The organism is Pseudomonas sp. B28(2017), assembly GCF_002113025.1.
GTDB lineage: Bacteria > Pseudomonadota > Gammaproteobacteria > Pseudomonadales > Pseudomonadaceae > Aquipseudomonas.
This window is the reverse complement of sequence record NZ_NEJH01000007.1, coordinates 144,990-169,949: the sequence shown is the minus strand read 5'-3', so window position 1 is coordinate 169,949 and position 24,960 is coordinate 144,990. Positions and strand designations below refer to the sequence as shown.

The 24,960-nt window shown below is 57.2% G+C and carries 17 protein-coding genes and 3 pseudogenes; 12 read left to right on the top strand and 8 right to left on the bottom strand.

The features are described 5' to 3' along the window. Window positions 1-13 precede the first annotated feature (13 nt). The 3 genes from CAF65_RS18860 (at window position 14) to CAF65_RS18850 (ending at window position 4,687) form a co-directional block, all read left to right on the top strand. Window positions 14-2,314 (top strand): Orn/Lys/Arg decarboxylase N-terminal domain-containing protein, encoded by a 2,301-nt coding sequence (locus CAF65_RS18860; RefSeq protein ID WP_085717641.1) that lies wholly within the window; start codon window positions 14-16, stop codon window positions 2,312-2,314. A gap of 78 nt (window positions 2,315-2,392) precedes the next feature. Then, window positions 2,393-3,733, top strand: coding sequence for a putrescine-ornithine antiporter (potE, locus tag CAF65_RS18855; RefSeq protein ID WP_085717640.1), 1,341 nt, complete (start codon window positions 2,393-2,395; stop codon window positions 3,731-3,733). 48 nt (window positions 3,734-3,781) lie between these two features. Continuing rightward, window positions 3,782-4,687: an amino acid ABC transporter substrate-binding protein gene (locus CAF65_RS18850; RefSeq protein WP_085717639.1), complete on the top strand. Its 906-nt coding sequence runs from the start codon at window positions 3,782-3,784 to the stop codon at window positions 4,685-4,687. A gap of 928 nt (window positions 4,688-5,615) precedes the next feature. Here the strand turns inward: CAF65_RS18850 and CAF65_RS28795 are convergent. Then, window positions 5,616-5,711: pseudogene (locus tag CAF65_RS28795) on the bottom strand (integrase); the annotation flags it as partial. Here CAF65_RS28795 and CAF65_RS18840 point away from each other — a divergent pair. After that, window positions 5,704-6,056 (top strand): annotated as a pseudogene (locus tag CAF65_RS18840) (DNA adenine methylase); the annotation flags it as partial. The pseudogenes CAF65_RS28795 and CAF65_RS18840 sit on opposite strands and share 8 nt — an antisense overlap. An 835-nt stretch (window positions 6,057-6,891) precedes the next feature. After that, on the top strand, window positions 6,892-7,413 hold the full coding sequence (locus CAF65_RS18835; RefSeq protein ID WP_256578662.1) for a hypothetical protein: 522 nt from the start codon (window positions 6,892-6,894) through the stop codon (window positions 7,411-7,413). Window positions 7,414-7,888: 475 nt separating this feature from the next. On the opposite strand, the gene CAF65_RS18830 is transcribed toward CAF65_RS18835, so the two are convergent. The 6 genes from CAF65_RS18830 to CAF65_RS28790 all read right to left on the bottom strand — a co-directional run bounded on the left by CAF65_RS18830 (window position 7,889) and on the right by CAF65_RS28790 (window position 14,817). Then, window positions 7,889-9,190 carry an MFS transporter gene (locus tag CAF65_RS18830; protein WP_085717741.1) on the bottom strand — a complete coding sequence of 434 codons (1,302 nt, stop codon included), beginning with the start codon at window positions 9,188-9,190 and terminating at the stop codon, window positions 7,889-7,891. A gap of 47 nt (window positions 9,191-9,237) precedes the next feature. After that, window positions 9,238-10,395 (bottom strand): tricarballylate utilization 4Fe-4S protein TcuB, encoded by a 1,158-nt coding sequence (tcuB, locus tag CAF65_RS18825; RefSeq protein ID WP_085717636.1) that lies wholly within the window; start codon window positions 10,393-10,395, stop codon window positions 9,238-9,240. Further along, window positions 10,382-11,836 carry an FAD-dependent tricarballylate dehydrogenase TcuA gene (gene tcuA / locus CAF65_RS18820; RefSeq protein ID WP_085717635.1) on the bottom strand — a complete coding sequence of 485 codons (1,455 nt, stop codon included), beginning with the start codon at window positions 11,834-11,836 and terminating at the stop codon, window positions 10,382-10,384. The genes tcuB and tcuA overlap by 14 nt, the downstream gene beginning before the upstream one ends. Window positions 11,837-12,004: 168 nt before the next feature. Beyond that, window positions 12,005-12,940: a LysR substrate-binding domain-containing protein gene (locus CAF65_RS18815; RefSeq protein ID WP_085717634.1), complete on the bottom strand. Its 936-nt coding sequence runs from the start codon at window positions 12,938-12,940 to the stop codon at window positions 12,005-12,007. 149 nt (window positions 12,941-13,089) lie between these two features. Beyond that, on the bottom strand, window positions 13,090-13,299 hold the full coding sequence (locus CAF65_RS18810) for a hypothetical protein (protein ID WP_085717633.1): 210 nt from the start codon (window positions 13,297-13,299) through the stop codon (window positions 13,090-13,092). Window positions 13,300-14,598: 1,299 nt separating this feature from the next. Continuing rightward, window positions 14,599-14,817 carry a GDCCVxC domain-containing (seleno)protein gene (locus CAF65_RS28790; protein WP_085717631.1) on the bottom strand — a complete coding sequence of 73 codons (219 nt, stop codon included), beginning with the start codon at window positions 14,815-14,817 and terminating at the stop codon, window positions 14,599-14,601. 165 nt (window positions 14,818-14,982) lie between these two features. Here CAF65_RS28790 and merR point away from each other — a divergent pair, with 165 nt between their 5' ends. Then, entirely contained in the window at window positions 14,983-15,381 is a 399-nt protein-coding gene (gene merR, locus CAF65_RS18795; RefSeq protein ID WP_085717630.1) for an Hg(II)-responsive transcriptional regulator, read from the top strand. Window positions 15,382-15,812: 431 nt separating this feature from the next. Here the strand turns inward: merR and CAF65_RS18790 are convergent. Beyond that, window positions 15,813-16,287 (bottom strand): annotated as a pseudogene (locus CAF65_RS18790) (integrase); the annotation flags it as partial. Window positions 16,288-16,596: 309 nt separating this feature from the next. Here CAF65_RS18790 and CAF65_RS18785 point away from each other — a divergent pair. The 6 genes from CAF65_RS18785 to CAF65_RS18760 are packed head-to-tail and all read left to right on the top strand — an operon-like array spanning window position 16,597 to window position 24,960. After that, a complete protein-coding gene (locus CAF65_RS18785) occupies window positions 16,597-17,154 on the top strand; it encodes an acyl carrier protein (protein WP_085717629.1) in 558 nt (185 codons plus the stop codon). Window positions 17,155-17,176: 22 nt separating this feature from the next. Then, window positions 17,177-18,451: a beta-ketoacyl-[acyl-carrier-protein] synthase family protein gene (locus CAF65_RS18780; RefSeq protein ID WP_085717628.1), complete on the top strand. Its 1,275-nt coding sequence runs from the start codon at window positions 17,177-17,179 to the stop codon at window positions 18,449-18,451. 1 nt (window position 18,452) lies between these two features. Then, the gene (locus tag CAF65_RS18775; RefSeq protein WP_256578661.1) at window positions 18,453-19,535 is read left to right on the top strand and encodes a beta-ketoacyl synthase; all 1,083 of its coding nucleotides are present in this window, start codon (window positions 18,453-18,455) and stop codon (window positions 19,533-19,535) included. Then, a complete protein-coding gene (locus CAF65_RS18770) occupies window positions 19,532-20,827 on the top strand; it encodes a beta-ketoacyl synthase (RefSeq protein WP_085717627.1) in 1,296 nt (431 codons plus the stop codon). The genes CAF65_RS18775 and CAF65_RS18770 overlap by 4 nt, the downstream gene beginning before the upstream one ends. Then, window positions 20,827-22,044: a beta-ketoacyl synthase N-terminal-like domain-containing protein gene (locus tag CAF65_RS18765; RefSeq protein ID WP_085717626.1), complete on the top strand. Its 1,218-nt coding sequence runs from the start codon at window positions 20,827-20,829 to the stop codon at window positions 22,042-22,044. The genes CAF65_RS18770 and CAF65_RS18765 overlap by 1 nt, the downstream gene beginning before the upstream one ends. 45 nt (window positions 22,045-22,089) lie before the next feature. Beyond that, window positions 22,090-24,960: an aminotransferase class III-fold pyridoxal phosphate-dependent enzyme gene (locus tag CAF65_RS18760; RefSeq protein WP_085717625.1), complete on the top strand. Its 2,871-nt coding sequence runs from the start codon at window positions 22,090-22,092 to the stop codon at window positions 24,958-24,960.

Sequence of the window (24,960 nt, the reverse complement as noted above, 5' to 3'; positions counted from 1 at the left end):
CAAGGAGATACGCATGAGTCACTCGCAAACCCGCTTGCCTGTTGATTTGGCGCAGCGCTTCCCAGTGCTGATCGTGGCCAATACCCAGGAACATCACGACAGCATCATTCTGCGCAGTGCCCAGGCGATTGCTGTCGCCCTGCATGAACATGAGCTAGAGGTAGAACTGGTCGGGTCGCTGGAAGAGGCCGAGATCGCCGTCAGCGCAAACTCGGCCTACTGCTGCGCGATCATCGGCTGGGGCCTGTGCGAAAACAAACAGGACCAGGCGCTGCAGTTGATCCAGCAGATTCGCCAGCGCACCGCGCAATTGCCGATCATGCTTGGCATGAGCCGGGCGCATCAGAGCCGGGTGCCACTGGCGTTTGTGGAGAACATTGACGGTTTTATCTGGCAGCCCGAAGACAGCCCCGAGTTCATCGCCGGGCGCATCGAAGCCGCCGCTCGCCGCTACCTCGACAGCATCCTGCCGCCGTTTTTCGGCGCGCTGGTGAACTTCGCCGGCACCCATGAGTACTCCTGGCACACCCCGGGCCATACCGGTGGTACCGCCTTCATGAAGACTGCGGTGGGGCGCGCCTTTCTCGACTTCTACGGCGAGCAGATGCTGCGCTCGGACCTGAGTGTTTCGGTTGGTGAGCTGGGCTCGCTCAACGACCATTCCGGTCCGATTGATGAAGCGGAAAAATATGCCGCGCGGGTGTTTGGCGCGGACTTCACCTTCTTTTCCGTTGGCGGAAGCTCCGCGAGCAACGAGATCGTTCTGCACTCGGCGGTGACCGATGGCGATGCCGTGCTGGTGGACCGCAACTGCCACAAGTCGTTGAACTATGCCTTGAACATGTCTGGCGCGGTGCCGCTGTACCTGCGTCCGAGGCGCAACGCACGTGGCCTGATCGGCCCGGTGCCACGCACCGAACTGACCCCCGGCGCCGTCGCGCAGAAACTTGCCGAGAGCCCGCTAGCGACCAATAAGACCGCCAAACCGGTGCTGGCGGTACTGACCAACTCGACCTACGATGGCCTGTGTTACAACGTGCAGACTACCACCCGTGAGCTGAGCCAGAGCGTCGACCGTATCCACTACGACGAAGCCTGGTACGCCTATGCCCGCTTCAACCCGTTGTACGAGGGCCGCTACGGCATGCACCGCGGCGAGCGGCATGCCGACGACGCCACAGTGACGGTCACTCACTCCACCCACAAGCTGTTGGCGGCGCTGTCCCAGGCCTCGATGATCCATATTCGCTCGGGCAAGGTGCCGGTCAAACCGGCCCTGTTCAACGAAGCCTTCATGATGCACACCTCGACCTCACCGCAATACAGCATCATCGCTTCGACCGATGTCTCGGCAAAAATGATGAACGATGCCGGTGGCTACCTCACTGATGAGTCCATCGGCGAAGCCATTGCCTTTCGCCAAGCCATGGTGCGGCTGAACAATGAAATACAGCAGCGCAACGCCAAGGACTGGTGGTTCGGTGTGTGGCAACCGGACCAGGTTGACGGGGTGCCTTTTGCCGACGTCGCCCCGCATGTGCTGCGCCACGGCGACGCCTGGGTGCTCAAGCCCACGGCCACTTGGCACGGTTTCGGCGACCTGGGCAGCGACTACTGCATGCTCGACCCGATCAAGGTCACGGTACTGACTCCGGGGCAAACCCTCGAAGGCCAGATGGAGAACAGCGGCGTCCCGGCGCCGCTGGTGTCGTCCTTCCTCTCCAGTCGCGGCATCGTGGTGGAGAAGACCGAACCCTATTCGATCCTGCTGCTGTTCAGTCTGGGCGTGACCAAGGGCAAATGGGGCTCGCTAGTGGCCGGTCTGATGGAGTTCAAGAAACATTACGACGGCAACTCGCCACTCGAACAGGTAATGCCTGACCTCGTCGACAGCCATGGCGACCGCTACAGCGGCATGGGCCTCAAGGACCTGGCCGAAGAGATGCACCAGGACATGCTTGCCACGAAAATGCTGCACAACATGGATGAGGCCTACACCCTATTGCCTGATCCGGTGAGCTCGCCACGGGACACCTTCGCCAAGTTGGTCAAAGGCGAAATCGAACAGATCGCCGTGCGCGATATGGTGGGTCGCACCGTTGCCGTGCAGATCGTCCCCTATCCACCGGGCATTCCGCTGATGATGCCTGGCGAAAAGGCCGGCGCCGACAAGAAAGCCATTGTCGACTACCTGCTGGCAATGGAAGCGTTCGATGGCCGCTTCCCCGGTTTCGAACATGACAACCATGGCGTTGAGATCGAGCGTGACAGTCAGGGACAACCGACCTACAAGGTTTACGTAGTCAAGCAGTGAGCGTTAGCCCCTGTCCGGCTGCGTGCTGCACGTCGCCAGGCCAAGGTTCAAAACTCTGAACAAGGCAAGGAGTTTGCGATGGCTGATTCAAGCAAAAAAATGGGCCTAGTGGGGCTCACGACACTGGTCACGGTCAACATGATGGGTTCGGGCATCATCATGTTGCCTACCAATATGGCGCAGCTGGGTGCCGTCTCGCTGTTGTCGTGGATTTTCACCGCGATCGGCTCGATGGCCATCGCCTACTGCTTTGCCCAGTGCGGGGTCTTCTGCTCGCGTTCTGGCGGCTTGTCCGCTTACACCGAAGAAGCCCATGCGAAGTCGGGGTTTTTCCTCTGCTCGTACCTGTACTTTCTGTCCCTGGCCATCGCCAACGTGGCCGTGGCCATTTCGGCAGTGGGCTATTTGAGTGCCTTCGTGCCTTGGCTGAGCAGTGGTGCCATCCCCTTGTGCGTCGGCACGATCTCACTGATCTGGCTGACCACCTTCGCCAACTTCGGCGGCCCCAGCATCACCGGCAGAATTGGCGCGTTCACGGTGTGGGGCGTGATCATCCCGGTAGCGGGCCTGAGCATCATCGGCTGGTTCTGGTTCAAGCCCGATGTGCTGGCCGCCGCCTGGAACCCGAACAGCCTGCCCATCTCCGAAGCAATCTCCAAGGCGATACCTCTGACCCTGTGGGCTTTCCTGGGTATGGAGTCGGCGGCCCAGGCCACCGATGCCGTGGAAAACCCCAAGCGCAATGTACCGCTGGCCTGCCTGTTCGGTACTTTAGGGGCTGCCGTGGTCTATGTGCTGTCGACCACCGTCATCCAGGGCATCATTCCTAACGCCGAGCTGGCCAAGTCCTCGGCGCCTTTCGCGCTGGTCTACGCCACGATATTCAGTCCGATGGTGGGCAATATCGTCATGGCCCTGGCGGTCATGGCCTGTGTCGGTTCGCTGCTGGGCTGGCAATTCACCCTGGCGCAAACGGCCAAGATGACGGCTGACCAGAACCTGTTCCTCAAGCTGTTCAGCAAGGTCAACTCGATGAATGCGCCTGTGGTCGGCATGATCGTCTGCGGCGTGCTGCAGACCCTCATGGCCCTGTCGACCATCTCGCCCGACGCCGCCGCCCAGTTCAGCAAGCTGGTCAGCCTGGCAGCGGTGACCAACCTGATTCCCTATATCACTGCACTGACGGGCCTGCTGGTGATCATGCACAAGGCCGGGGTCTCGCAAGCTATCTACTCGCGCAACGTGGTGGTACTGATCATCGCGATAACGTACTCCTTGTACGCCCTGTATGCCTGCGGCAAGGACGCAGTGATGGGCGGCACCCTGGTGCTCGCTGTCGGCTACCTGCTCTATGGATTCCTCGCCAAGCGCTTCACCGAAGCGTCACCGGCCAATCCGGCCAGGGCCGGCAACCCTTAGCCGTGGCCATCAGGACTGCACAGACATCTGCATACGGGGAAACCGGACATGAACGTACCATTTGCCACAACCACCAGACTGCTGCTGGCCTTCGCCCTCTCGACGCTGCCATTGGTGGCCGGCGCCAACACCCTTGAACGCGTGCGCAGCAGCCATACTTTGAACCTGGGTTACTTGCCTGACCTTGCTCCCTTCAGCAAGCAGGAAGGTGACAAAGCCAGCGGTTATGCCATCGACCTGTGCCTGAAAGTTGCGGATAAACTCAAGAGCGAACTGGGCCTGCCCGACCTGCAAGTGCACTACCAACCTGTAAAGATTTCGGATGAGGTCAGTGCTGTGAGCCAGGGCAAGGTTGATATCCTCTGCACGCCGACGCCCCCCACCCTGGAACGGCGCAAGATGATCAGCTACTCCATACCGATCTACACCGCCGGCCTCTCGGTGGTGGTGCGCAACGATGCCGCCGAACCGTTGCTCAACGTGCTCAATGGCAAGGTCGCCAATACCGGCCCGACCTGGCGTGCTAGCATCAACAATGGTCTGGCCAATCATACCTACGCGACGCTCGAGGGTGGGGTGACCGAGGACTGGATTCGCGAGCAGATGCGCCTGCTCAACGTGATCGCCTCGCTGGTGACCGTGGCCAACATCGACGAGGGCTTCAAGCTGGTTGCCGAGGGCAAGGCCGATGCCTTCTTCTCCGAACGCATGCTGCTGCGCAACGAAATCGCCAAGGAAGGCGCGGCCAGCAACCTGATGATCCTCGACCGTATCTTCGAGTATTCGCCGGTGGCGATGATCGTGGATCGCAACGACGAAGACTTCCGCTTGCTGGTCGATACGGCCCTGAGTGAAGCCTATTACTCGGGCTTCGTGGAAAAAGCCTACGACCAGTATCTGGGCGGGAGCAACCTGACCGTGAAGAGGCTGTTCAGGGTCTATGCGTTGCCCTGATGCCATCGTGAATCAAAGGCCGCCTGCGGGTGGCCTTATTCCCATGGAGCTAAGCAAACCTCCAACCGCTGACCTTGGTTGGGCACGGTCACTCGCCGAGTACTTTGTATGCGCAGCGAAACGATCAATGGCATCAATCTATGCACCGGTATTCATGGCAGGGGCGCCTTGAATGCAAAGGAATGAGTTACCCACACACGTTTACGTGGAAAGCTCTGTGTGACTGCTTTTGGCCGTTCTCGGACAATAATCAAAGCGGACTCCGGCCACGGACCGTAATCGACCCTACCCCTTGCGGGTAATTCGTGACTCGGCGCAGGGTCGCATACGGCAGGGTGTGCCTGATTGGTTGTTTATCCGTAACTCGCCATCGGGCAATGCAACTAGGGCAGTTAGTGCTGCTCGATAAAGCCATTGGGTAGGGGGAGGTCAAAAGTCTGGAGTCTTCGCCCGAAGGACCGATCCCTGCCTGCTTCAATCATTAATTCGTAGTTATTTAGGAAGTCGCCGACTTGGGCGAATTTGGGGAATGCTGGGAGGTGCTGCATCAAAAGTATTAGCGTTCGCAGTATCGGCCCCGCGCCCAAACTATCTTTCCATCTCTTCATAACTTGCATTCCTAACCACCATCCCTAAACGGAGAGAGTAGTGATGATCACAAGCGTCACCCGGCGACGGCAAAACGGGGGGAGGGCGTCGGCACGATAGGCGACCGGTTGGAGGTGAAGAAGATAAAGGTACTTCCCGTTTTAGGTATACGTTTAGGTATACAAGGCGATCTTAATAAAGGATGAGTCGTGTAATTTAGCGGTCTTTAGGTGGTATGTTCGACCCCGGCTTCGGCACCATATAAATCAAGGGTTTGCGAGCGAAAGCTAGGCAAGCCCTTGTTCGTTTCTGGTCCGCAATTATTGAATTGGTCCGCAATTCACTTGGTTGGTGAGACTTTCTTCCCCTTACGGTTTCGGATGTACTGCTCAGTCATTACGACGGTCGTATGCCCAAGTTGATCCCTGGCCTGCAGGCAGCGTCTGTCAGGCACCTACGTGGAAAATCTGCCCTGGCTTGACTGCGCCGAACGCTATGACCGTGCCCATACCTTCCACTACATGGATCCACCGCGGGATATGGCGTGGATTTTCCGTTCGAGAACTACGAGCGCATGGCGAACTTTATGCGCCGCTGTAAAGGCAAGGTGATGGTTAGCATCAACGACCACCCGGACATCCGTCGGGTGTTCGAGGGTTTTCACTTTGAGACGCTGGACATCCGCTACACCACGACCAACCAGCGGCACGGCAAGGCCGAGGTCAGTGGTGAATTGGTGATAATGAATTGGGAGCCCGCTGCGTTGGGAGGCCTGTTTTGAAATGACTGCTTTCACCCATTGCTGCCGGTGGCGACAGGCAGCAATCGAAAGACTTCATTCGTCACGCTACCTGGAAGCATCACGCAAGAGATGACGGCCCTGGCCGCATAACCCCAACCCCAACCCCGTGATCACCGAGTCACTCATCCTGCCCGAGGTCGGGGTGATTGGATTCTTGAGATCGGCCTGTATGACGTCAGCGGCGATCTAGTCGCCGTAGTCACGGAGGCTGCGATGTTCAATGTGTGTCAGTTGAAAGAATCTTAGGATGTCTGTGACAGCGTTTTTGGAGCTACACACAATCGATGGAAGTACGGGCTATATCAAGCAGGGACTAGCAAGGATTAAATCGCCAGGACTCAGGAATGCAATCGGGTGAGTAGTCCTCTTCGGCTTCTAAACAAAAGATGCAGTGATAGCATTTTGATCTAAGAGTTTTTAATTCACCCGACGCGCCTAGTCTACGCTCGCATTAGTGTTCCTTCGTCAGGGGCAGAGTCGAGTGGTGTTCATTTTGGCGCGATTGTAGATAAGGACGGAGGTATAGTCGCCGACGCTGTCAGCGTGTCCAATGATGCGATCGAAGATTAAAGGCTTGGTCTTTTATATAAAATCAGGATTTTGATAAATAAAGTTAGGGTGATGGGGTCGGATATTCAGCTGTCACTTTTGGTGTCAGTTACAGCTGAAGTAAAATCTGATAGCGGAGGGTGATTGATTGCGTGCTAATTCCTCTTGGTCGCCATATTTCTGGAAGTGCGAGGGATCGATAGCCATGAGGTTTTATTTTCTGATTGCGTTAGTGTTAACTACTTTGTCGGTATGGGGTAGGATTGTGACTGAAAGCCAGCAAGTGAATTATTTTTTGGTAGACGGTGTGAAGTATTGTTTAAATTCAGATTTGATGTCGAAAGGAGTTAGTTCTAAAGATGGGGATCAGACGGTTTTTATCAACGGTGTAAATGTCGTTGGTAGTAATATTGGGAAGGTTAAGGTGTTTGTTGATCGCAATGATATTGGCAAGAATGACCCAGGTAGGTCTGCTTTCGAATTCATCAAAAGTTGGGATGGGACCTTGGAGGTGGTAGAAGCGACGAATGATTTCGTGGTCTATCGCTCTGATGAGGTTGCCCGCAAGAAAGAATGGATTTTTAAAGACTTGCGTGATGATGAATATTTTTACTATGACTGTATATTTCAGCTTACCTGCTCTATTAATGGGACTTATGAAGGGGAAATTGGATTGCGAGTGGATTTTAATCCTGGTGAGAAAGTACTTTCTAACAAAGAAGTTTTGGAAGTTTATCGGGCGATTAAACAAATAGTCTTCGGGGCTTTCGCGAACCACCAGTGTTGAGCTCATCGCTAAAGTAGGTTTGTTGAAAATGCTACTGCCAAACTCTGGAGCAGCAGATCTTTGGCGTCTTCTTCGAGTAAATCCTCGGCAAATGTTGCAGCGGCAAGTCTTCTGATTCTTGCATGAATTTGGGAGTGACTCCTTATGGCCGTTTTCTGCCTGTGACGACGGGCTGAAAACGACCCAGCAGCCGGTCGTGGGCCATACGAATAAGCGCAAGTTAGATCTCGTACAACGATGATGTTAAATCGACTGTCTCTTGCGCTTGTGGAAAAACCGCATCCCTGCTTCGGGCCCTTGATCGAGTGGAATCAAGGGCCACATATTGAGAAATTGTTCGAAAAATCTGTCTATGCCCATTGAAGGAGGTTTTAGGCCGATTACTGCCCTGACGAAAGACTGTAATCGACATCATGCCACTCTAAACCGGTTCCCTCCGTGGATCGACGCGTGGTAAGCGTCGGCGATCGAGGAACTAAACGGTTCTGGCTGCCAAAGTTTTTTGCCGACGATACAGAATCGTCGTCGCCGTGAACCCGCACACCGCCGCGAACATCAGCCAGTAGGCAGGTGATGCCTTGTCGCCCGTGACCTGAACAAGCAGCGTCGAGATTGCCGGGGTAAAACCGCCAAACACCGCGGTGGCCAAACTGAAGGCCAGTGAAAACCCGACTACCCGCACGTTCTGTGGCATGACTTCGGTCAGTGCCGCGACCATGGCGCCGTTGTAAATGCCAAAGAAGAATGAGAAGTACAGCAGAACAGCGAGCAGTCGTTCGAAACTCGCCGCCTCTGCCAGCCAGTGCATGGCGGGATAGGCAGTGAAGATGCACAGCAACGATATCGCCAGTAAAAGTGGCCGACGGCCAATGCGGTCGGAGAGGGCACCGCCAATAGGCAGCCAGATAAAGTTGCTGAGGCCGACCAGCAGTGTGACCACCAGGCTGTCGGTGGTGCTCAGATTCAGTACTGTCCTGCCAAACGTCGGTGTGTAGACCGTAATAAGGTAGAACGTGGTAGTGGTCATGGACGCCAGCAAGCCGCCCGCCAGTACGGTGCGCCAGTTGTCGCGCATCGAGCGAAAAACTTCGCGAGTTGTTGGACGATGGCTGCGAGCAGTGAAGGCAGCGGTTTCTTCTAGTGAGCGACGAATAATGAAAATGAACGGGATGATTACACAGCCAATGAAGAACGGAATACGCCATCCCCAATCGGCGACTTCAGCAGCCTGCATCGAGGCATTGATCGTGTAGCCCAACGCGGCCGCGACGACGATCGCCACCTGTTGGCTAGCGGATTGCCAACTGGTGTAGAAACCGGTGTGACCGGGGGTGGAAATTTCCGCCAGATACACGGAAACACCGCCCATTTCCGCGCCGGCTGAGAAGCCCTGTAGCAGCCTGCCCAACAACACCAGAATCGGTGCCGCCACGCCGATGGCGGCATAGCCCGGAACCAGGGCGATCAATACGGTACCGGTGGCCATGATCGACAGTGTCACGATCAGTCCCTTGCGACGACCCACCTTGTCGATGTACGCCCCCAGCACAATGGCACCTAACGGACGCATCAGGAATCCGGAGCCGAATACCGCGAAGGTCATCATCAGCGAGGCAAACTCGCTGGTGGCTGGAAAGAAAGTTTGGGAGATGTAGGTCGCGTAGAACCCAAACAGAAAGAAGTCGAACTGCTCGAGAAAGTTACCGCTGGTGACCCGCAAAATGGCGTCCAATTTGGACCCCTTGGCTCGGGTTGTTGCCGTTGTCGTTTTCATCATGGCTACCATTATGCTCACTATTGTTTTTGGAATGAGTGCTTTAACCGTCAGTCGCTGCCAGCGTTGATCGGGTTGGGTTGACGCTTCTCGATGGCGTGTTTGAGCAGCGCTGCGCTGCGGAATATTCCATGGGCGAATTTGCTGTAGGGCATGGTCAAGAAAAACGCCATGACCAGGCCGAGATGGATAGCCAACATCAAGCCCAAGGCGCTGGTTTCACGGAAAGCCACTAGCGCCAGGCCGCTTGCGCTGATCAGAAACAGCAACGCGATGAAACCGCGATCCATGGGTTTTTGGTACTCATCGCCGTGCGCAGGGTCGCGACGCAGGTTCAGCCAAAGAAGACCCGCCGGGCCGATTAGCAGGCCAATGCCACCGGCAATACCTAACATCACCGGCAAGCTGAACATCGGATAAGGCGCCGACCACTTCAGCAGATAGTGAAAGAGCGTGGCGACACCGGTGGCGGCGAAGCACAGCATGAAGCCGTAGAAGGTGAGGTGGTGGAATCGGCGTCGCCACAAGGTGAATTTATCGTCGGCGTTGTTGCAGCCTTCGCCATGGCCGCCGTCCAGGTATTTGAGCTGCGCGACGTTGGCCGTAGCCTCCAATGCAGCGGACGTTTTCAACGGCAGTGGCGCTGCGGCCGGTGAAACGTTGCGCCAGAAGCGCCGTACACCCATGGTCAGGGCAAGTACTGCAAAGCCGAACACTGAGCCGAACATCAGCGCCAGGGTGTTATGCGGGAAAATATTGTAGAAGTTGCCCTCGGGAATGGACGTGAACAGGTTGCCCATGAGCATCAGGGTCAGGCATAAAAACAAAGCCAGTCCCCCACCGGAAGCCAGCGCCAGGGTCAGGCCGTTGCGCTGATACAACCTGCCCATCACTTGCGGCCAGGCGTATTCGGCGTAAGTATCCAGGCGCACTTTGGCCATGGCTTTGGGTATGTTGACGTCGAATTCGTGTGGGGCGGCGTACTGACAGGCGTGCAGGCACGCGCCGCAGTTATGGCACAAGTTCGCCAGGTAATGGATGTCGGCCTGAGTGAATTCCAAGCGCCGGGTCATCGCCGGAAATACCGCGCAAAAGCCTTCGCAATAACGGCAGGCATTGCAGATGGTCATCTGCCGCTGGACTTCACTTTCGTCAAGATTCATCACCGGGATTAACCCGCCCGATGCTTGGGGGTCAAACAGTTGCATGTCGAGACTCCGTGTTTGCAGATGAAACGCCAAAACCCACCGAAGCGGCCGCCTGCACACCGGCGATGCGGCCAAACGCGGTACCGATGGCCATGCCGATGCCGGCGGTGTAGCCCTTGCCCAGAACATTGCCCGCCATCATTTCTCCCGCGACGAACAGGTTGGGGCTCGCTTTGCCGTTGAAATGCACGGCAGCGGTTTCGTCGGTGGCGAGGCCGAGGTAGGTGAACGTGACTCCCGGTTTAAGCGGGTAGGCGTAGAAAGGTGGTTTCACCAATGGCCGTGCCCAATGGGTTTTGGCGGGCATCAGTCCTTGGGTGTGGCAGTCGTCCAACGCCGTGTGATCGAACGTGCCGACGCGGCAGGCGCTGTTGTAGTCCTCGACAGTCTTGACGAATTTTTCTTGAGGCAGCTTCAACTGGCGGGCAAGGTCTTGCAGAGTATTGGCGGTGGTTCCGGGAAAGACCGGTGGCATGAAGCGGCCGATGGCTTGTTGATCGATGATCGAATACGCCTGCTGACCGGGTTGTCCGGCCACCAGACGCCCCCAGATCGCATAACGTTTTGGCCAGAAATCCTCACCTTCGTCGTAGAAGCGTTCGCCATCACGATTGACCACGACACCCAGCGACACGCAGTCGATTCGGGTGCAGATGCCGCCGTCGTAGAGTGGCGCGCGGGCATCAATCGCGACCATGTGTGCTTGCGTCGGATCGCCGATCACATCTGCGCCAAGGTCGAGCATGCGCCGTAGCAAAATGCCGGTGTTGAATCGGGTGCCCCGGATCAGAAAATTGTCAGATGGCCATTCACCGCGTTCGTTCTGACCCCAGGCTTCGCGCAGCCATTCACGGTTGGATTCGAAACCACCGGCCGCCAACACACAGGCCCGGGCTTCAATGCGTTCTGCGGCGAAACGCTGACCATCGACCTCATGTTCGCCCACATGGGCGGCGACGAATTTCCCCTCATCCAACTCGATGTCGGTCACTTGCGCGTTGTAGCGAACTTTTACACCCAGGCGCTCGGCACTGCGGAAATACGCATTGACCAGCGCTTTGCCGCCACCCATAAAAAATGCATTGGTCCGCGCCACGTGCAGCGCGCCGGACAGCGGTGGCTGAAAGTGCACGCCGTGTGAACGCATCCAATCGCGGCAAGAAGACGATGCCCGAATTGCAATGCGTGCAAGCTTTTCATCCGTGAGGCCACCGGTAACCTTCAACAGGTCTTGCCAGTATTCTTCTTCCGGATAGGCATCGATCAGCACGTCCTGCGGTTCGTCGTGCATGCACCGTAGGTTACGGGTGTGTTGGGAGTTGCCACCGCGCCAGATTTTCGGAGAGGCTTCCAGCAGCATCACGCTGGCGCCTGCTTCTCGCGCCATCAGAGCGGCGCACAAGGCAGCGTTGCCACCCCCTATGATTAAGACATCGATCATTATCGCTCCTCGATTTGCAAGGAAGCGGGAACGAAGTGCTCCTTGCGAGTGGGGAGAACGATAGGGTGGGGAAGGAGTGGCCGAAAGGCTGCTTTTGACGCGGGGTGTTTAGTTTTTCTAAAGGCTTTGTCGGCAGGACAGACTTATGTGTCCGGGTTTGAAAGAGAATTACGCGTCTGCCCCTTCTATCCACGTAGCTCCAGGCCACTGTTTGTCGACGACCAACTGTCGCGCCACATCGATGATGACCAACCGAGTTGCCAGAGCCGCCGGAGAGAGTTCGTCGTCAGCCAACGTCGCCAGAAGATTACGCCGGCCCACATGGGGATCGGCAATCCTGATCAGTGAAAGTCCGGACCCGTCTTTCAATGCAGCGGCCGCCCCCGGTTGTATCGTTGCCGCATGACCGGCCCGAACGGCGTTCATCAAAACAGCGAGACCGTCGACTTCCATAATGACATTGGGTGTTAGCCCGACCCGCTCGAACGCGCTCATCAATGCCGAGCGCAGTCCATGTTGCGCACTGGGCATCACCAGCGGCAGGCCGCCGAGGTCGGCTAGCTGCACGCTGTCACCAGAAGGCGCTTGAGGCAGGCTGGGCGAGGCAATGACAAACAGCTTTTCATCCAGCAGCGGAGTCACGCTCCAGCGTTTACCCCCTTCGAGCTGGAACAGGATGGCCAGGTCAATTTGCCGTGCGTTGAGCTGCGCCGCCAAATGGCCGGAAAGCATTTCCACCAAATGCAGTTGTATGTCCGGATAACGCGCACGCATTGCGTTGATCAACGGCAACGCGAGCACCGTCGCGGTAGTCGGTGGTAAGCCGACGCTGACATAACCGCTCATTCGCCCGCGATGGGCGGCCATGATTGCGTTTTCCGCCTGACGTAGCGTCAATTGGGCATGGTGTAAAAACGCAAATCCGGCGCTAGTGGGCGTCACGCCGGTGGAGGTTCTATTCAGGAGGCGGGTGCACAGTTCGCTTTCCAATTTGGAGATTTGCTGACTGAGGGCTGACACACCAACGTCCAGTTCAAGTGCCGCACGTCCCAGGCTGCCAAGCTCGATGATTTTTACGAAATAGCGCAGTTGTCTCAATTCCAATGTGGCTGCTCCCCGCGAATTTGTTATTCAAATACCTGAACGTTTGCCACGCAAGTTACGAAGCCCGAAGAGGCAGCATTGTCGCAGGTTTGGGTTGACCGTTGAGCGCGTGCGCTTTGTCGAGGACTGGAAGCAGTTGGCTATAGCCGTCACTCCGGCGTCATCATCACCGCGAGTGTCATCTTGATGAATTCTTCATTGTTATCGATCGTATTCAAGGCGCCGCGTAGGTTATCGGCGACAACTGTGGCTCCCTGCTGCTCGACCCAATTCGTGAGCTCCATGATGGCGGCTTCCAAGGCGAGTTGATTTTCGTTGAGCTTGGACAGCAGGGCAGGGAGTAGATGTGAGTTTGGCATCACGAAACCTCCGTGGAGATTTCAGCGTAGCAGCTGGTGCTGATCGGGGTGGGTAGGGGAAGGGGCAAAAAGTTGCCATGGTGAGAGGCTGGTTGTGCGCAAAACCTCCGCTGGAAGCCGCGGATTACCGTTTGCGAAACCACAAAAAAGCGGATTCTTTGCTGCCCTAAATTGCGCTTGTATTCCTTTTAAAACAGTCCCTTAGGTGATTACTGTCCCCAATATGGGGTACTAGGGACTTAGCCAAACGTGAAGAGCGTGGCGGGTAAGTAATCGTCCGCGTTGTGGGCCGTATTACACAGTCTTATCCTGTAGTAAGTCATGACTCATTAGCCCTAGTCCGCCGGTGACGATTGCCCAGGAAGGCAATCCTATGGCGAAGATGAGTAAAACAGGCCAGGGCGGTATGCCAACCTCATTCACCCTCTGCGTAGTCTCAGCAATTAGCTTAACCCCGCCCAAAACCGCGCCTACTGCCATCATTCCAAAGAGTAGGCCCACCATCGTGGCCCTGAATAATCAGGGCTTTGTCGTATAAATTGGATCAAAGCAACTCCAGGATTGCAATGGTAAACAACCAGCCGATGCTGAGGGTGATAGTCAGGTAGATAACCGCGAGCATTAGAGGGTGATTCCACATGACACTAACCTCCCATAACCGTTGTTTTTATATTGGTGCTTGGTAAATTGGGAGCTGCGAAAGTCATGAGCTCGTATGAGCTGTAAGGCAATAATTAAGCCATTTGAGTGTAGGGCATTTGGATGCGCCTTTGGCCTTTAACGCTGCGTTCTAGGCTAAGTCTTTCAGACGGAAACTATCCCTGAATCTACCCCCGAAAAAGATGAGATTCCCCACATGTGGGGGGGGAACATTCGTCCGGATGCCAACCAGCGGGATTGAAGTACTAAGCTAACGCTTTGCCAAAGGGGGGCACACGGCAGAACAAGGCAGATAGGAAACTGGAGACGACTTAGCAGACGGACAATGTTAAATGATACTTTTTGGCCGACTTCTGTCTGTTGCGAGGGTAGAAAACGACCCATTGCAGCTACTCCCCCAACGACTGTGATCGGGACAAAGCTACCTGCCGAAAACGGTACCAAATGCGGACTTACCGTACGGCTCCAATCGGATCAAACCCAATGCAGGAGCGCAATGGTATACAACCAGCCGATGCTGAGGGTGATAATCAGGTAGACCACCACGAGCATCAGAGCATGATTCCACATCATTCTGACCTCCCATAACCACGGCTTGAGGCGCGTCAGGGGCGTCTGATAAACCGAATAAACCTGGATCTATCCTGTACCACAGCATCCGTGCTGCTCCTGAATCGGCGGACACTTCACCGTGCCAAACGAACAGAACACACAGCAGTCCCCGGGGTTCGGGCGTAGCAGGGTTTTGCAATTGCCACACTCGTAGAAGAACTGGCAGGCGTCCGTGGGCATGGCTTCCTGCTTGGCGAAACCGCAATGTGGGCAGGTCAACACGGATTCGAAGATGACGGTGCTCATAGTTGCCTCGTTTGTGCACGATGGAGGGATAACTCGCCTTCGTCGTCGCCTTGGTTAACGCCTCAGGATCCGCCGATCTGTTGGGCCATCGTTTTCTCCATTGAATCGATCTAACCTAGAGTCACTCTACACTCCGTACCCGGGTACAGAATCAAGGGGCGCGTGATGGCGACAGGGCTGAGTATCGGCAAGCTGGCGGAAGCTGCCGGGGTGAACATCGAGACCATTCGTTATTACCAGCGACGCGGCTTGCTGGATGAACCACCAAAGCCGCTCAGTGGTTATCGGCACTATCTACCGGAGCAGGTCAAACGGCTGCGCTTCATCAAGAGGGCGCAGGCGCTGGGATTCACGCTGGATGAGGTGGGCATGCTGCTGACACTGGATGCGGCCTGCACCTGCAGCGAGACTCGGGCGCTGGCCATGCGCAAACTGGCCATGATCGAGCAAAAGATGACCGACCTTGCCGCCATGCGGCAGGTGCTGGGCGGACTGGTGCACAAATGCGATGCAGGCGACGGTGGGGCCGCTTGCCCGATCATCGATGCGCTGAACGAGGAGTGATGCCTGGTTGCAGGGCATCCTGCACAGGCGTCAAGCCAGCACCGCGTACCGTGTAGACATAAGGCTGCTTGCTAGCGGTCAGGAATGACTGCTTCTGGCTGTGGATTCAACCAGCCGATGCAACAGATTGGCTAAATCGTTCAGCGGGCGTTTCGTAGTTCAGTGTTTTCATAGGACGGCTATTTAGTAGCCTTGCCACATTCATTGAATGTGGCGTCGGTTAAGTATGCATGATCGGCATACCGTCGATGGTTTACGTTGCGCAGAGTGCGTATTTTCAAGCTTTATGGACGTGGCTTTTCCGGGCCGCAATCTTCTAGGTGTGTCTGAAAACATTGGCATGCATGGCACCGTTGAGGAGATGATTGCGGTCAGGGAAATCTATTAGAAGGCGCGGTTTGATTGATTTTCCCTCAGAACTTAAAATCCCCCGCTCGTAAGTCCCGCATCTGAAATTCTGCTTTCGGAATCCCGGCTGCCTCCCTGGCGTCATCAAACCTTTTTTTGAGCATGCTCGTCTTCATTGGCTGTCCAGAATCGATTACCACCAGGTGTGTTGATCTGATTTTGTGGCCAGCCTTTCGAGCCATGATTCGGTCTATTACGATTTTGAGCTCTCCAATAATCTCGATCCTTGTCCTTTTGGGTGGCATGGGCTTTGGTTGGGACTACCTCCTTCATATAGAGCTCGGCAACGTACGCAAAGGTTAATACTTCTTGCGTTAAAGCCTGAGATACACGGCTTTTCTCCAGTTTTGCGTACTCTAAGATGGCAAGGCCATAGTCAGTGCCCAAGGGGATTTCCTTGCGAGGTTTTCCACCAGTGTCGTACAGGTAGTAGGTTGTTTTGCCGCGCTTTCTCTCACGCAAGCGGGGGACTGCCGAGCCGGCATTGTTGCTGAGCACTTTGAAGATTGGCGAATGGCCATAACCTGCCCTCCATCAGTTAACCCACTCTCTTTAAAAAGTGCGAAAAGATGGAACTTCCGTTCCAACTAGATTCTTTCAGCCGCCAACTTTCTCTGTGCATCAAACAGGTACTCAAAGTACCGGTCCCGAGCGGAAAAAAGTTCGTCCAAAAAACCGTGATAGCGCGTTGACTCTCCCCTATAGGGGAGAGTTTAGACTCCCGCGCCGCAGGGGAAGGCTGTAGGAAATCAAGCCTCTTGCGGTACTGCTTAATACCCAAGCGCACACTTTAAAAGGAGATAGATGATGAACAATCCATTGGAATTGGAGAGCGTTATTACCAGTACTCGCGAAATGCTTGCGCAGTTGCTGGTGATGGAGGTCGATGCTATCGACGAGCATAGCAGTATCGTGGAAGACCTCGGCGCCGACTCTCTGGATATCGTCGACCTGAGTTTTCAGTTGGGCCGCACCTATGGCTGCACCTTGCCGAAAACCAGCGTGCTGGATCACGCGGTAGCGGTTTTTGGCGATGTCACCCTGTTCGTCGACAGGGGCCGTATCACCGAAGCCGGTGTGGTGCTTCTCGAACAGAGCCTGAGCGCCTATGCCCCGGGTCAACTGCGGGTCGGCATGCAGCCAGCGGATGTGTTCGCTGCCACCACGGTGCGCAACTGGGCGCAACAGTGCCACAGCGTCTTCAACTACTTGCCCCAGACGTGCCCCGAGTGTGGCGCCGTCGAAGCACGTCTCAATGACCGTCGGCAGGTGGTCTGTTCCGGTTGCAGCGCCCGATTGGTCCCGATGGAAGGGGACGAAATCTCTCGCCAACTGGTGGAAAAATATGCCGCGTCCCGCTTGTAAGAAACGGCCCAGGAGTTTCTTCATGCGGCTGCGAGAAGTTTATGTCACGGGATACGGACTGGTGGCGCCCATGGCGCTGGACGCTGCCACGCTGTTTTCGCGGATCAGCCAGAAGCGTTCGTGTATTCGTGAACATCCGGTGTTTGCCGAGCTTGGATTTGCAAATACCGCAGCCGGTTATATCGATCAGCATCAGTGGCAGGAAATGACCGCTGAGGTTCAGAGCGATGCATTGACGTTACCGCGACAGAGTGTGCTGGCCGAGTACGTCGCAAGGCAGGCTTTGCAGCATGCAGGTCTGACCCCTTCGGCCTTTGCTCGAGTGGCCAGTGGGTTGTTTCTCGGCTCAAATAAATACTGTGTGAGCCAGGATCTGCAGCAGGCCAGTCGATACATGGACGAAGCAGGCAGTGTGGATCTTGATCTGTATCTGCAAAACCACGAACCAGTGGGCGGAGCGTTTTTTCGTCGGGTCGACCAGCAGACCCTGCACCTTGCCCGATTTCTCGGCATTCGCGATCACATTTCTACTCACTCCGATGCCTGTGCTGCCGGGACCATGGCGATAGGCAGTGCGTATCGCGCCATTGAGCGCGGTGAAATCGACCTGGCCATTTGTGGCGCCGTGGAGTTGATGGCCCACGAACTGTCGTACTACAGCTTTGACGGCCTTGGCGCCGTGTGCCAACGCTCCGATTTTGCTGCGGATCAACAGAGCCGCCCGTTCATGCCGGATCGTTGTGGCTTTGTGCTCAGCGAAGGTTCGGCGCTGATCGTTCTCGAATCCAGGCCGCATGCCGAGCGTCGCAAGGCCACCCCGATCGGCCGCATTTTGGGTTACGCCAATTATTGCGAGGCGCAAAAGATCACCTCCAGCAGCCGGGATGGCAGCAAGTACGCCGAATGCATGGCAGCCGCTATTGAAAATGCCGGCCTGACGAGCCGCGCAGTCGAGCACGTCAATACCCATGGAACCTCGACACAGGCCAACGACCGCAGCGAAGCGTTGGCACTCAAGCAGGTATTTGGCGACGCGGTGAGCAACGTGACGTTCACCGCCAACAAATCGGCCATTGGTCATTCCCTGGCGGGCAGTGGCGCCATTGAGGCGGTCCTGTCGCTGATCAGTCTGCACAATGGCGTGTTATTGCCAACGCTCAACTATGACCCGGCCAAGGCTGAGTTTCCCGAGTTGAACTTTCTGAGCGAGCCGTTGCATCAGCCGATCAATGTCGTGCTTTCCAACTCGTTCGGCTTCGGTGGCGTCAACAGTTCACTGATTCTGGGGAGGGCATGAGATGAATACACTTGATAAAAGACCCGTTTACCTCACGGCCGCCTCGGTGTTCAACGCTGCCGGCAGCGAGTGCGCCGACTTGCACGGCCCGCTGACGATCGCGCAACCCCTGGATTTCGACCCTGCTCGATTGGCCTATCGCGTGACAACGCCGCAATTGCCCGCCGACGTTTTCGATCGCAAGATTCAGCGCGGTGTCGAGCCTCAAGGCGCACGCTTGTTGTACTGTGCAGGGCGTATCGCCCCGGCGTTGAGTGCCTTGAATCTGCCTTCGCAGCGGATCGCGCTCATGGCTGCCATCCCTGAAGTAGATGGCCCCAGCTCTTGTTGGGAGGCGGTGCAGGCCATCGGCGAGCAACCCGACGCACTACTCACGCAGCTCTTTGCCCATACACCACCCCTGCATGCATTGATGATGCTCAATAGCAGCGTCATGGCTCACGTCGCGCAAGCGCTGCACTGCAATGGTCCCATGGGTGGCTTCTGTTCGCAGGGCAATGCCGGTGTCGACGCCTTGATCGAAGCCTTTCATCACATTGCCGACGGTCGCGCTGAAGCGGCTGTTGTGGTCAGCAGCAGTCCTAACATCTCTCCGGCGTTATACCTGCGAGAAAATGCCGAGTGCCCGGTCAACGCCGGTCCGCAGCTTTACGGGGAAGGCGCGGCCGCGGTGCTGTTGACGTCCTCTGCGCCGACATCCGGCCCGATGGCGTTGCGTGTCGCTGGGTTCGGCCGTGGTTATAGCGCGTCGCCCGAGCGCTCGAATGCGGTGGCGAACAGTGTCATCAAACAGGCATTGAGTCAGGAAAAACTCTGCCTGAGCGACGTCGAACGCATCGTGGCGGATACCCAGGATTCGCGGCTCATGAGCCTGTTCGCAGAGACAGGACGGGTTATTCACAGTTCCCGTCAAATGACGGGCGATCTGGGGGCGAGTGCCTTGCTGACGGAGGTTGCCCTGACGTTTCACGACGATCGTAGTGAAGGGGCGCAAGCGCATTACACACTGCTGCTCAATCACAGTCGTGCAGGGCATTGGGGGGCGCTATTGCTGGCCAATGAAGTCATGGAGAAGCACGCATGAGCGCGACAAGGATCGTGATAACCGGTATGGGCGCAGTGACCGGATTCGGTTTCGAATGGCAGTCCATGTGGAAAAAGATGTTACGCGGTGAGCACTGCATACGCCCGTGGCAGCCCGAAGGCGTGAAGGACGGAGCATTCCCGGTGCACTATGCCGCTCCAGTGGACTCAGGCCTGTTGCCTGATTATTTGCAGGGCCATCCAGCCTGGCAGATGCCCCTGGAAAAACGCAGTCGGTTTGGCTGGGTTGCCGCCAGCCAGGCAGTCACTGACAGTGGTCTGGATCTCGCTCAGCTGCGTGAAGCTGCCGTCTTGTGTGCCTCCGGCGCGCCTGCGCACATGCTCCAGGACATGCTGCTCACATTCTCCGACGAACCTCATGAGACCCCGGCCTGGCGCCACTTGATGGGCCGGGTTGAGCAAGTCAATCCTGCCGGTTCGTTGTGCCAGAGCAACGACCGACTGGCGCGGCTCATAGCCGACGGAGTCGGTTGCGAAGGCCCGGTGATCAACATCAGCAGTGCCTGTGCCGGCGCATCCCAGGCCATCGGAAATGCTTTTCAGATGATTCGACGTGGCGAAGTCGAGGTGGCGATCGCAGGTGGGGCTGACTCTGTGTTGAGCCTGGACACCATGACCGCGCTTTATCTGTTGGGCGCGGCGAGCGGTGAGCAGCGCTGGGGAACCGAGCTTTGCAGGCCTTTCGATCGCCATCGCAGTGGTTTGATTGCGGGCGAGGGTGGTGCCTTTGTCGTACTCGAAACTTTGGAACGGGCGCTGGCGCGTGGTGCCATCCCCTACGCCGAAGTGCTTGGTTTTGGCAGCAGTCTGGACGGTTACAAGGTGACCGCGCCCGACCCGCAAGGACGTGGCGCGGCCCTGGCGATGCAGACTGCGTTGCACGACGCCGGGATCGCGCCGCAACAGGTGGATCTGATCAACGCTCACGGGACTTCGACGCCGCTCAACGATGCTGCCGAAACCCTGGCGATCAAGGCTGTGTTCGCTGAACGCGAGCACTATCGACGGTTGGCGATCAGCGCCAACAAGTCGCAATTCGGGCATCTGATCGCTGCCGCCGGCGCACCGGAATTCATCGTCACGGCACTGGCCTGTCGGCACGACCGTATTACGCCAACGATCAACCTGCACGACGCCGATGAACTGTGCGACCTGGACTACTGTGCCCATCAGGCGGTCAATCGCCGGGTCGATGTGGCGCTGAGTAACTCATTCGGTTTCGGTGGGCTCAACACCTCGCTGGTGCTTGGCAAATATAGGGAGCACGCATGATGGGGGCTGCCCACACCCAGGTCGAGATTGCCGGTGCTGGCTGCGTATTGCCCAGCGGCTGGGGCGTTGAGAGTTTCTGGTCGGCGGTCTGTGAGTCGCGCAGTGGAATTGCGCCGTTGCACTCCAGGCAGTTTCACAGCGAGCGGGTGACGGCCTTTGGAAAAATTCTGGATGAAGATCACCAGCGCAGCCGTCAGGACCTTGCACAGAATCTGCAGCGCTACTGCTCGCCGGCCGTGATCTGGGGTGTCAGTGCGGTACGCCAGGCCTTGGCCGAAGCAAATCTTGCGCCGGGCCAGGACGGTTTGCGCTATGGCCTCTACTGCTGTCAGGGCGGATTCACCCATCCATCGCTGGCCTCCTATGGTCAATTGCTGCACGAGTGCCGCGGGGACGAGGGCGCCGATATGCGTCTGTTGGCTCGACGGATTTTGCAGGAGCGGGTGCAGGATCCTTTTCTGGTGCTCAAAGGCCTGAGTAACATCTTGCTGGGTGTGGTCAGTCTGGCCCTCAAGCTGGAGTGCGAATGCAATGCCTATATGCAGGGCGTCTCCGGCAATCTGGCAGCGTTGCGCGAGGCCAGCGCGGCGCTGCAGAGCCGGCGTATCGACGCGGCTATCATCGTCGGCTCCGGGAGTGAACTCGACGCACTGGCGCTGTGCGCGCTGGTGCAGGCGGGCATCATCAGCGCCGACGGCTCACAAACGCTGCGACCTTTCGATGTGCAAGGCACAGGCGGTATTGCCGGAGAGGGCGCGGCGGCCTTGATCCTGCGCCGACGCGAGGACCTGTGCGATGCCCCGCAGGTCTGCCTGGTGGGCATGACCGCCCATGCCGATCTTGACGCACTGAACCTGCCTGACAAACAAGTCGATCTACTGGTGTGCGCGGGCAGCGGCGATCCACAGAAGGATCGTCAACTGAGCCAGACCCTGGCCCGTACGGGCGCTGCACATATCACCAGTGGGGTGCCGGTGACTGGCATTCTCAGCGCGGCCCCCAGCCTGGTCGATCTGATTCTGGCCAGAGGTGCCCTGCAGGCCCAGAGCGTGCCGCCGATTCTCGGCTTGCAACAGCCAGTCGTTGCGCATTTGCCCTTTGTGATGGGCGCCAGTCGCTCGGCGAACCTGCGCGACTGTCTGGTCATCAACCGCGACGACAACGGTTTCAGTGCTTGTTACCAACTCCAGTACAGCGCCCAGGCAGCCAGCGCCTGACGCTTTTTTGTGAACCGCTTTCTTCTTTCAAAGGATATGACTGTCATGGATTACCGTAATTTCGTTCGCCCCAAATTCGTTGACCTGCTGCAGGCGCTGGGCCTGGAGTGCGAGTTCCAGCGGGCGCTGGGCAGTAAATTGTTCTATCGCGACCGCCACGGTGCACAAGTCACCGTTACCGACTTTCTCGGTGGCTACGGCGCAGCCTTGTTCGGGCACAACGATCCGCAGTTCGTCGACCAGCTCTGCACCCTGCTGCGCGACGACGTGCCTTTCAATGCGCAGATGTCGATACGCGGTACGGCGGGAGAGTTGGGTCGTGCGCTCAGCGAAGCCTTCAATCGCGAGTTGAAGAACACCGAACGGTACATTTCGACCTTCTCCAACAGCGGTGCCGAAGCGGTGGAAATCGCCGTCAAGCACGCCGAGTTTCGTCGTCAGAAAACCCTGCAAAAGCAGTTCGACGATCTGGATTTTGCCCTGGCCAATCTGACGGCCAGCGACCGGGCTTATCGTGAACTGGACGTCGATGACCTCGACCTGCCGGCTGGCCTGCTACCGGCTCACCTGACCAGCGTAACGGTACGTCAGGTGGTCGAGGCGGTGCGTCAGTACAACCTGGCGCAGCTGCATGTGGAGCCTGTGTTCGTCGCACTGCGTGGCAGCTTCCATGGCAAGCTGGTCAATACCGTGCAGCTGACTTACGGCAAGCAATATCGCCAACCGTTCGCCCGTTTCGGTCTGAATGTCGAGTTCATCGATCCGCAACAGCCGCATCAACTTCAGGAACTACCGGCTCGCCATACCCGTCACTGGCTGACCCTGCAGTGGAGCGGTGAGCAGTTACTGGTCGGTCGGCAGGCGTTCAGTGCAATGACCGCGGTGTTGCTTGAGCCTATTCAGGGGGAAGGCGGAATCATCGAGTACGCCGCGGATTTCTACCTCGCGTTGCGGCGTCTGTGTAACGAACAGCAATGTCCGTTGATCGTCGACGAAGTGCAGTCGGGTTTCGGACGTACCGGCACCTTCCTGGCCAGCAGCCATTTCAATCTGCAAGGCGATTACTATTGCCTGTCCAAGGCACTGGGCGGTGGCTTAATGAAGATTGCAGCGACCGTGATCCGCAGCAGTCACTATGAAAACGACTTCAGCTATATCCACAGCTCGACCTTCGCCGAAGACGATGCGTCTTGTCATATCGCGCTGTCGGCGCTGAATCGGCTGTTCGCCAACGACAATGCCATGCTCAAGGACGTGCACAACAAGGGCGATTACCTCAAGACGTCGCTGCTCGAACTGAAGGCTGCCTATCCCGATGTGATCGCCGATGTCCGTGGCCGTGGGCTGTTGCTCGGCTTCGAACTGCACGACCAGAGCGGCAACAGTTCGCTGGTGCAGGCCTCGGCCCAGTACAACGATGCACTGGGTTATCTCATCGCCGGCTACCTGTTGCAGTTCGAACGCTTGCGTGTGGCGCCATCGGGCAGCAACTCCAATGTGATCCGCCTGGAGCCGCCGGCCTGCATCACCTTCGCTGAAATCGACGGGCTGATCGGCGCGCTGCAAAAAGTCTGCGACCTGCTTCGCCGGGGCGACGCCTTCCCGCTGGCGGCGACTATCTGTGCCGATTCGATCCCGGTTGTGCCGGTGCGTGACGACAGTTTCCAGGTGTGCGCCGACGAAATCAAAGCCGACCAAGGCTCACGGGTCGTCGCTCGTGTCGCTTTCATCAACCACCTGATCGATGCCGACATTCTCGGCGATGTCGACCCGTCGTTAGGACAGCTGAGCACCGAACAGAAAAGCGCTTTCATGAAGCGCACTGCACCAGAACGACGGGCTGCGCCGATCGGGCCGGTGCTCATTCGTTCGCGGCTCGGTACTGCGGTGGAGTTCACCCTGTATCCATTGTGCATGGACTCCAACGCCATGGCGGACTACATCGTCAGCGGTGATCTGGAGGTCATTCGCGAAGAGGTCGGCAACCGCATTCTCGATGCGCGCGCCGATGGTTACAGCGTCGCCGGACTGGGGATGTACACCTCCATCGTGACCAACAACTGTCAGGCGCTGAAGATCCCGGATATGGCCCTGACATCCGGCAACGCCTTGACCATCGGCATGGGGCTGGAGGCCATCGAGCAAGGCTGCAAGCAACAACGACTTGAGCTGCATGAGCAAACCGCGGCCGTGGTCGGAGCATCCGGCAACGTGGCTTCAACCTACGCGTCCATGCTGTCGGCCACGGTCGATCACCTGATCCTGATCGGCAGCGGTCGCGACGGCTCGGTGCGTCGTCTGGAGAGAACCGCACAGTTGATCTATGCCGACGCCGCCCGGTCGATCCTCGAGGGCAACGCCGAACAGGACCGACTGGCGATGCGTCTGCTCAAGCTCGACGGCATCGAGACATTGCTCAAGGACCATGGCAGCAGCCCGGACCTGGGTCTACGTGTCTCGCGGCTGGTGCAGGAGCGTGTCGGAGTGAATGCGTTCATCACCGTCACCAATGATCTGGAAGCACTCAAGCGAGCCCGCATCGTGCTGTGTGCGGCAAACGCTGCGCAGCCGTTCCTGGATGCCGGGCATTTTGCCGAGAACAGTGTGATCTGCGATATCGCGGTGCCGTTGAACGTTGATCAGGCGCTTTGCAGTCAGCGTGCGGATGTTCTTTACATGCATGGCGGCATTGTCCAGACACCGCTCGGCGATGGGCTCGCGCCGAATGTCCGGGCGTATCTGAAACAGGGGCAGTTGTATGCCTGCATGGCCGAGTCGGTTCTGATGGGGTTGTCGGGGATGAAGCAACATTACTCCTACGGCGATATCAGCCGTGAGCAAGTGCAGCAGATCCGCGCATTGGCGGCGATCCATGGCTTCGGCCTCGCTCAGTTCAAGACCAACAACTCACTCTAA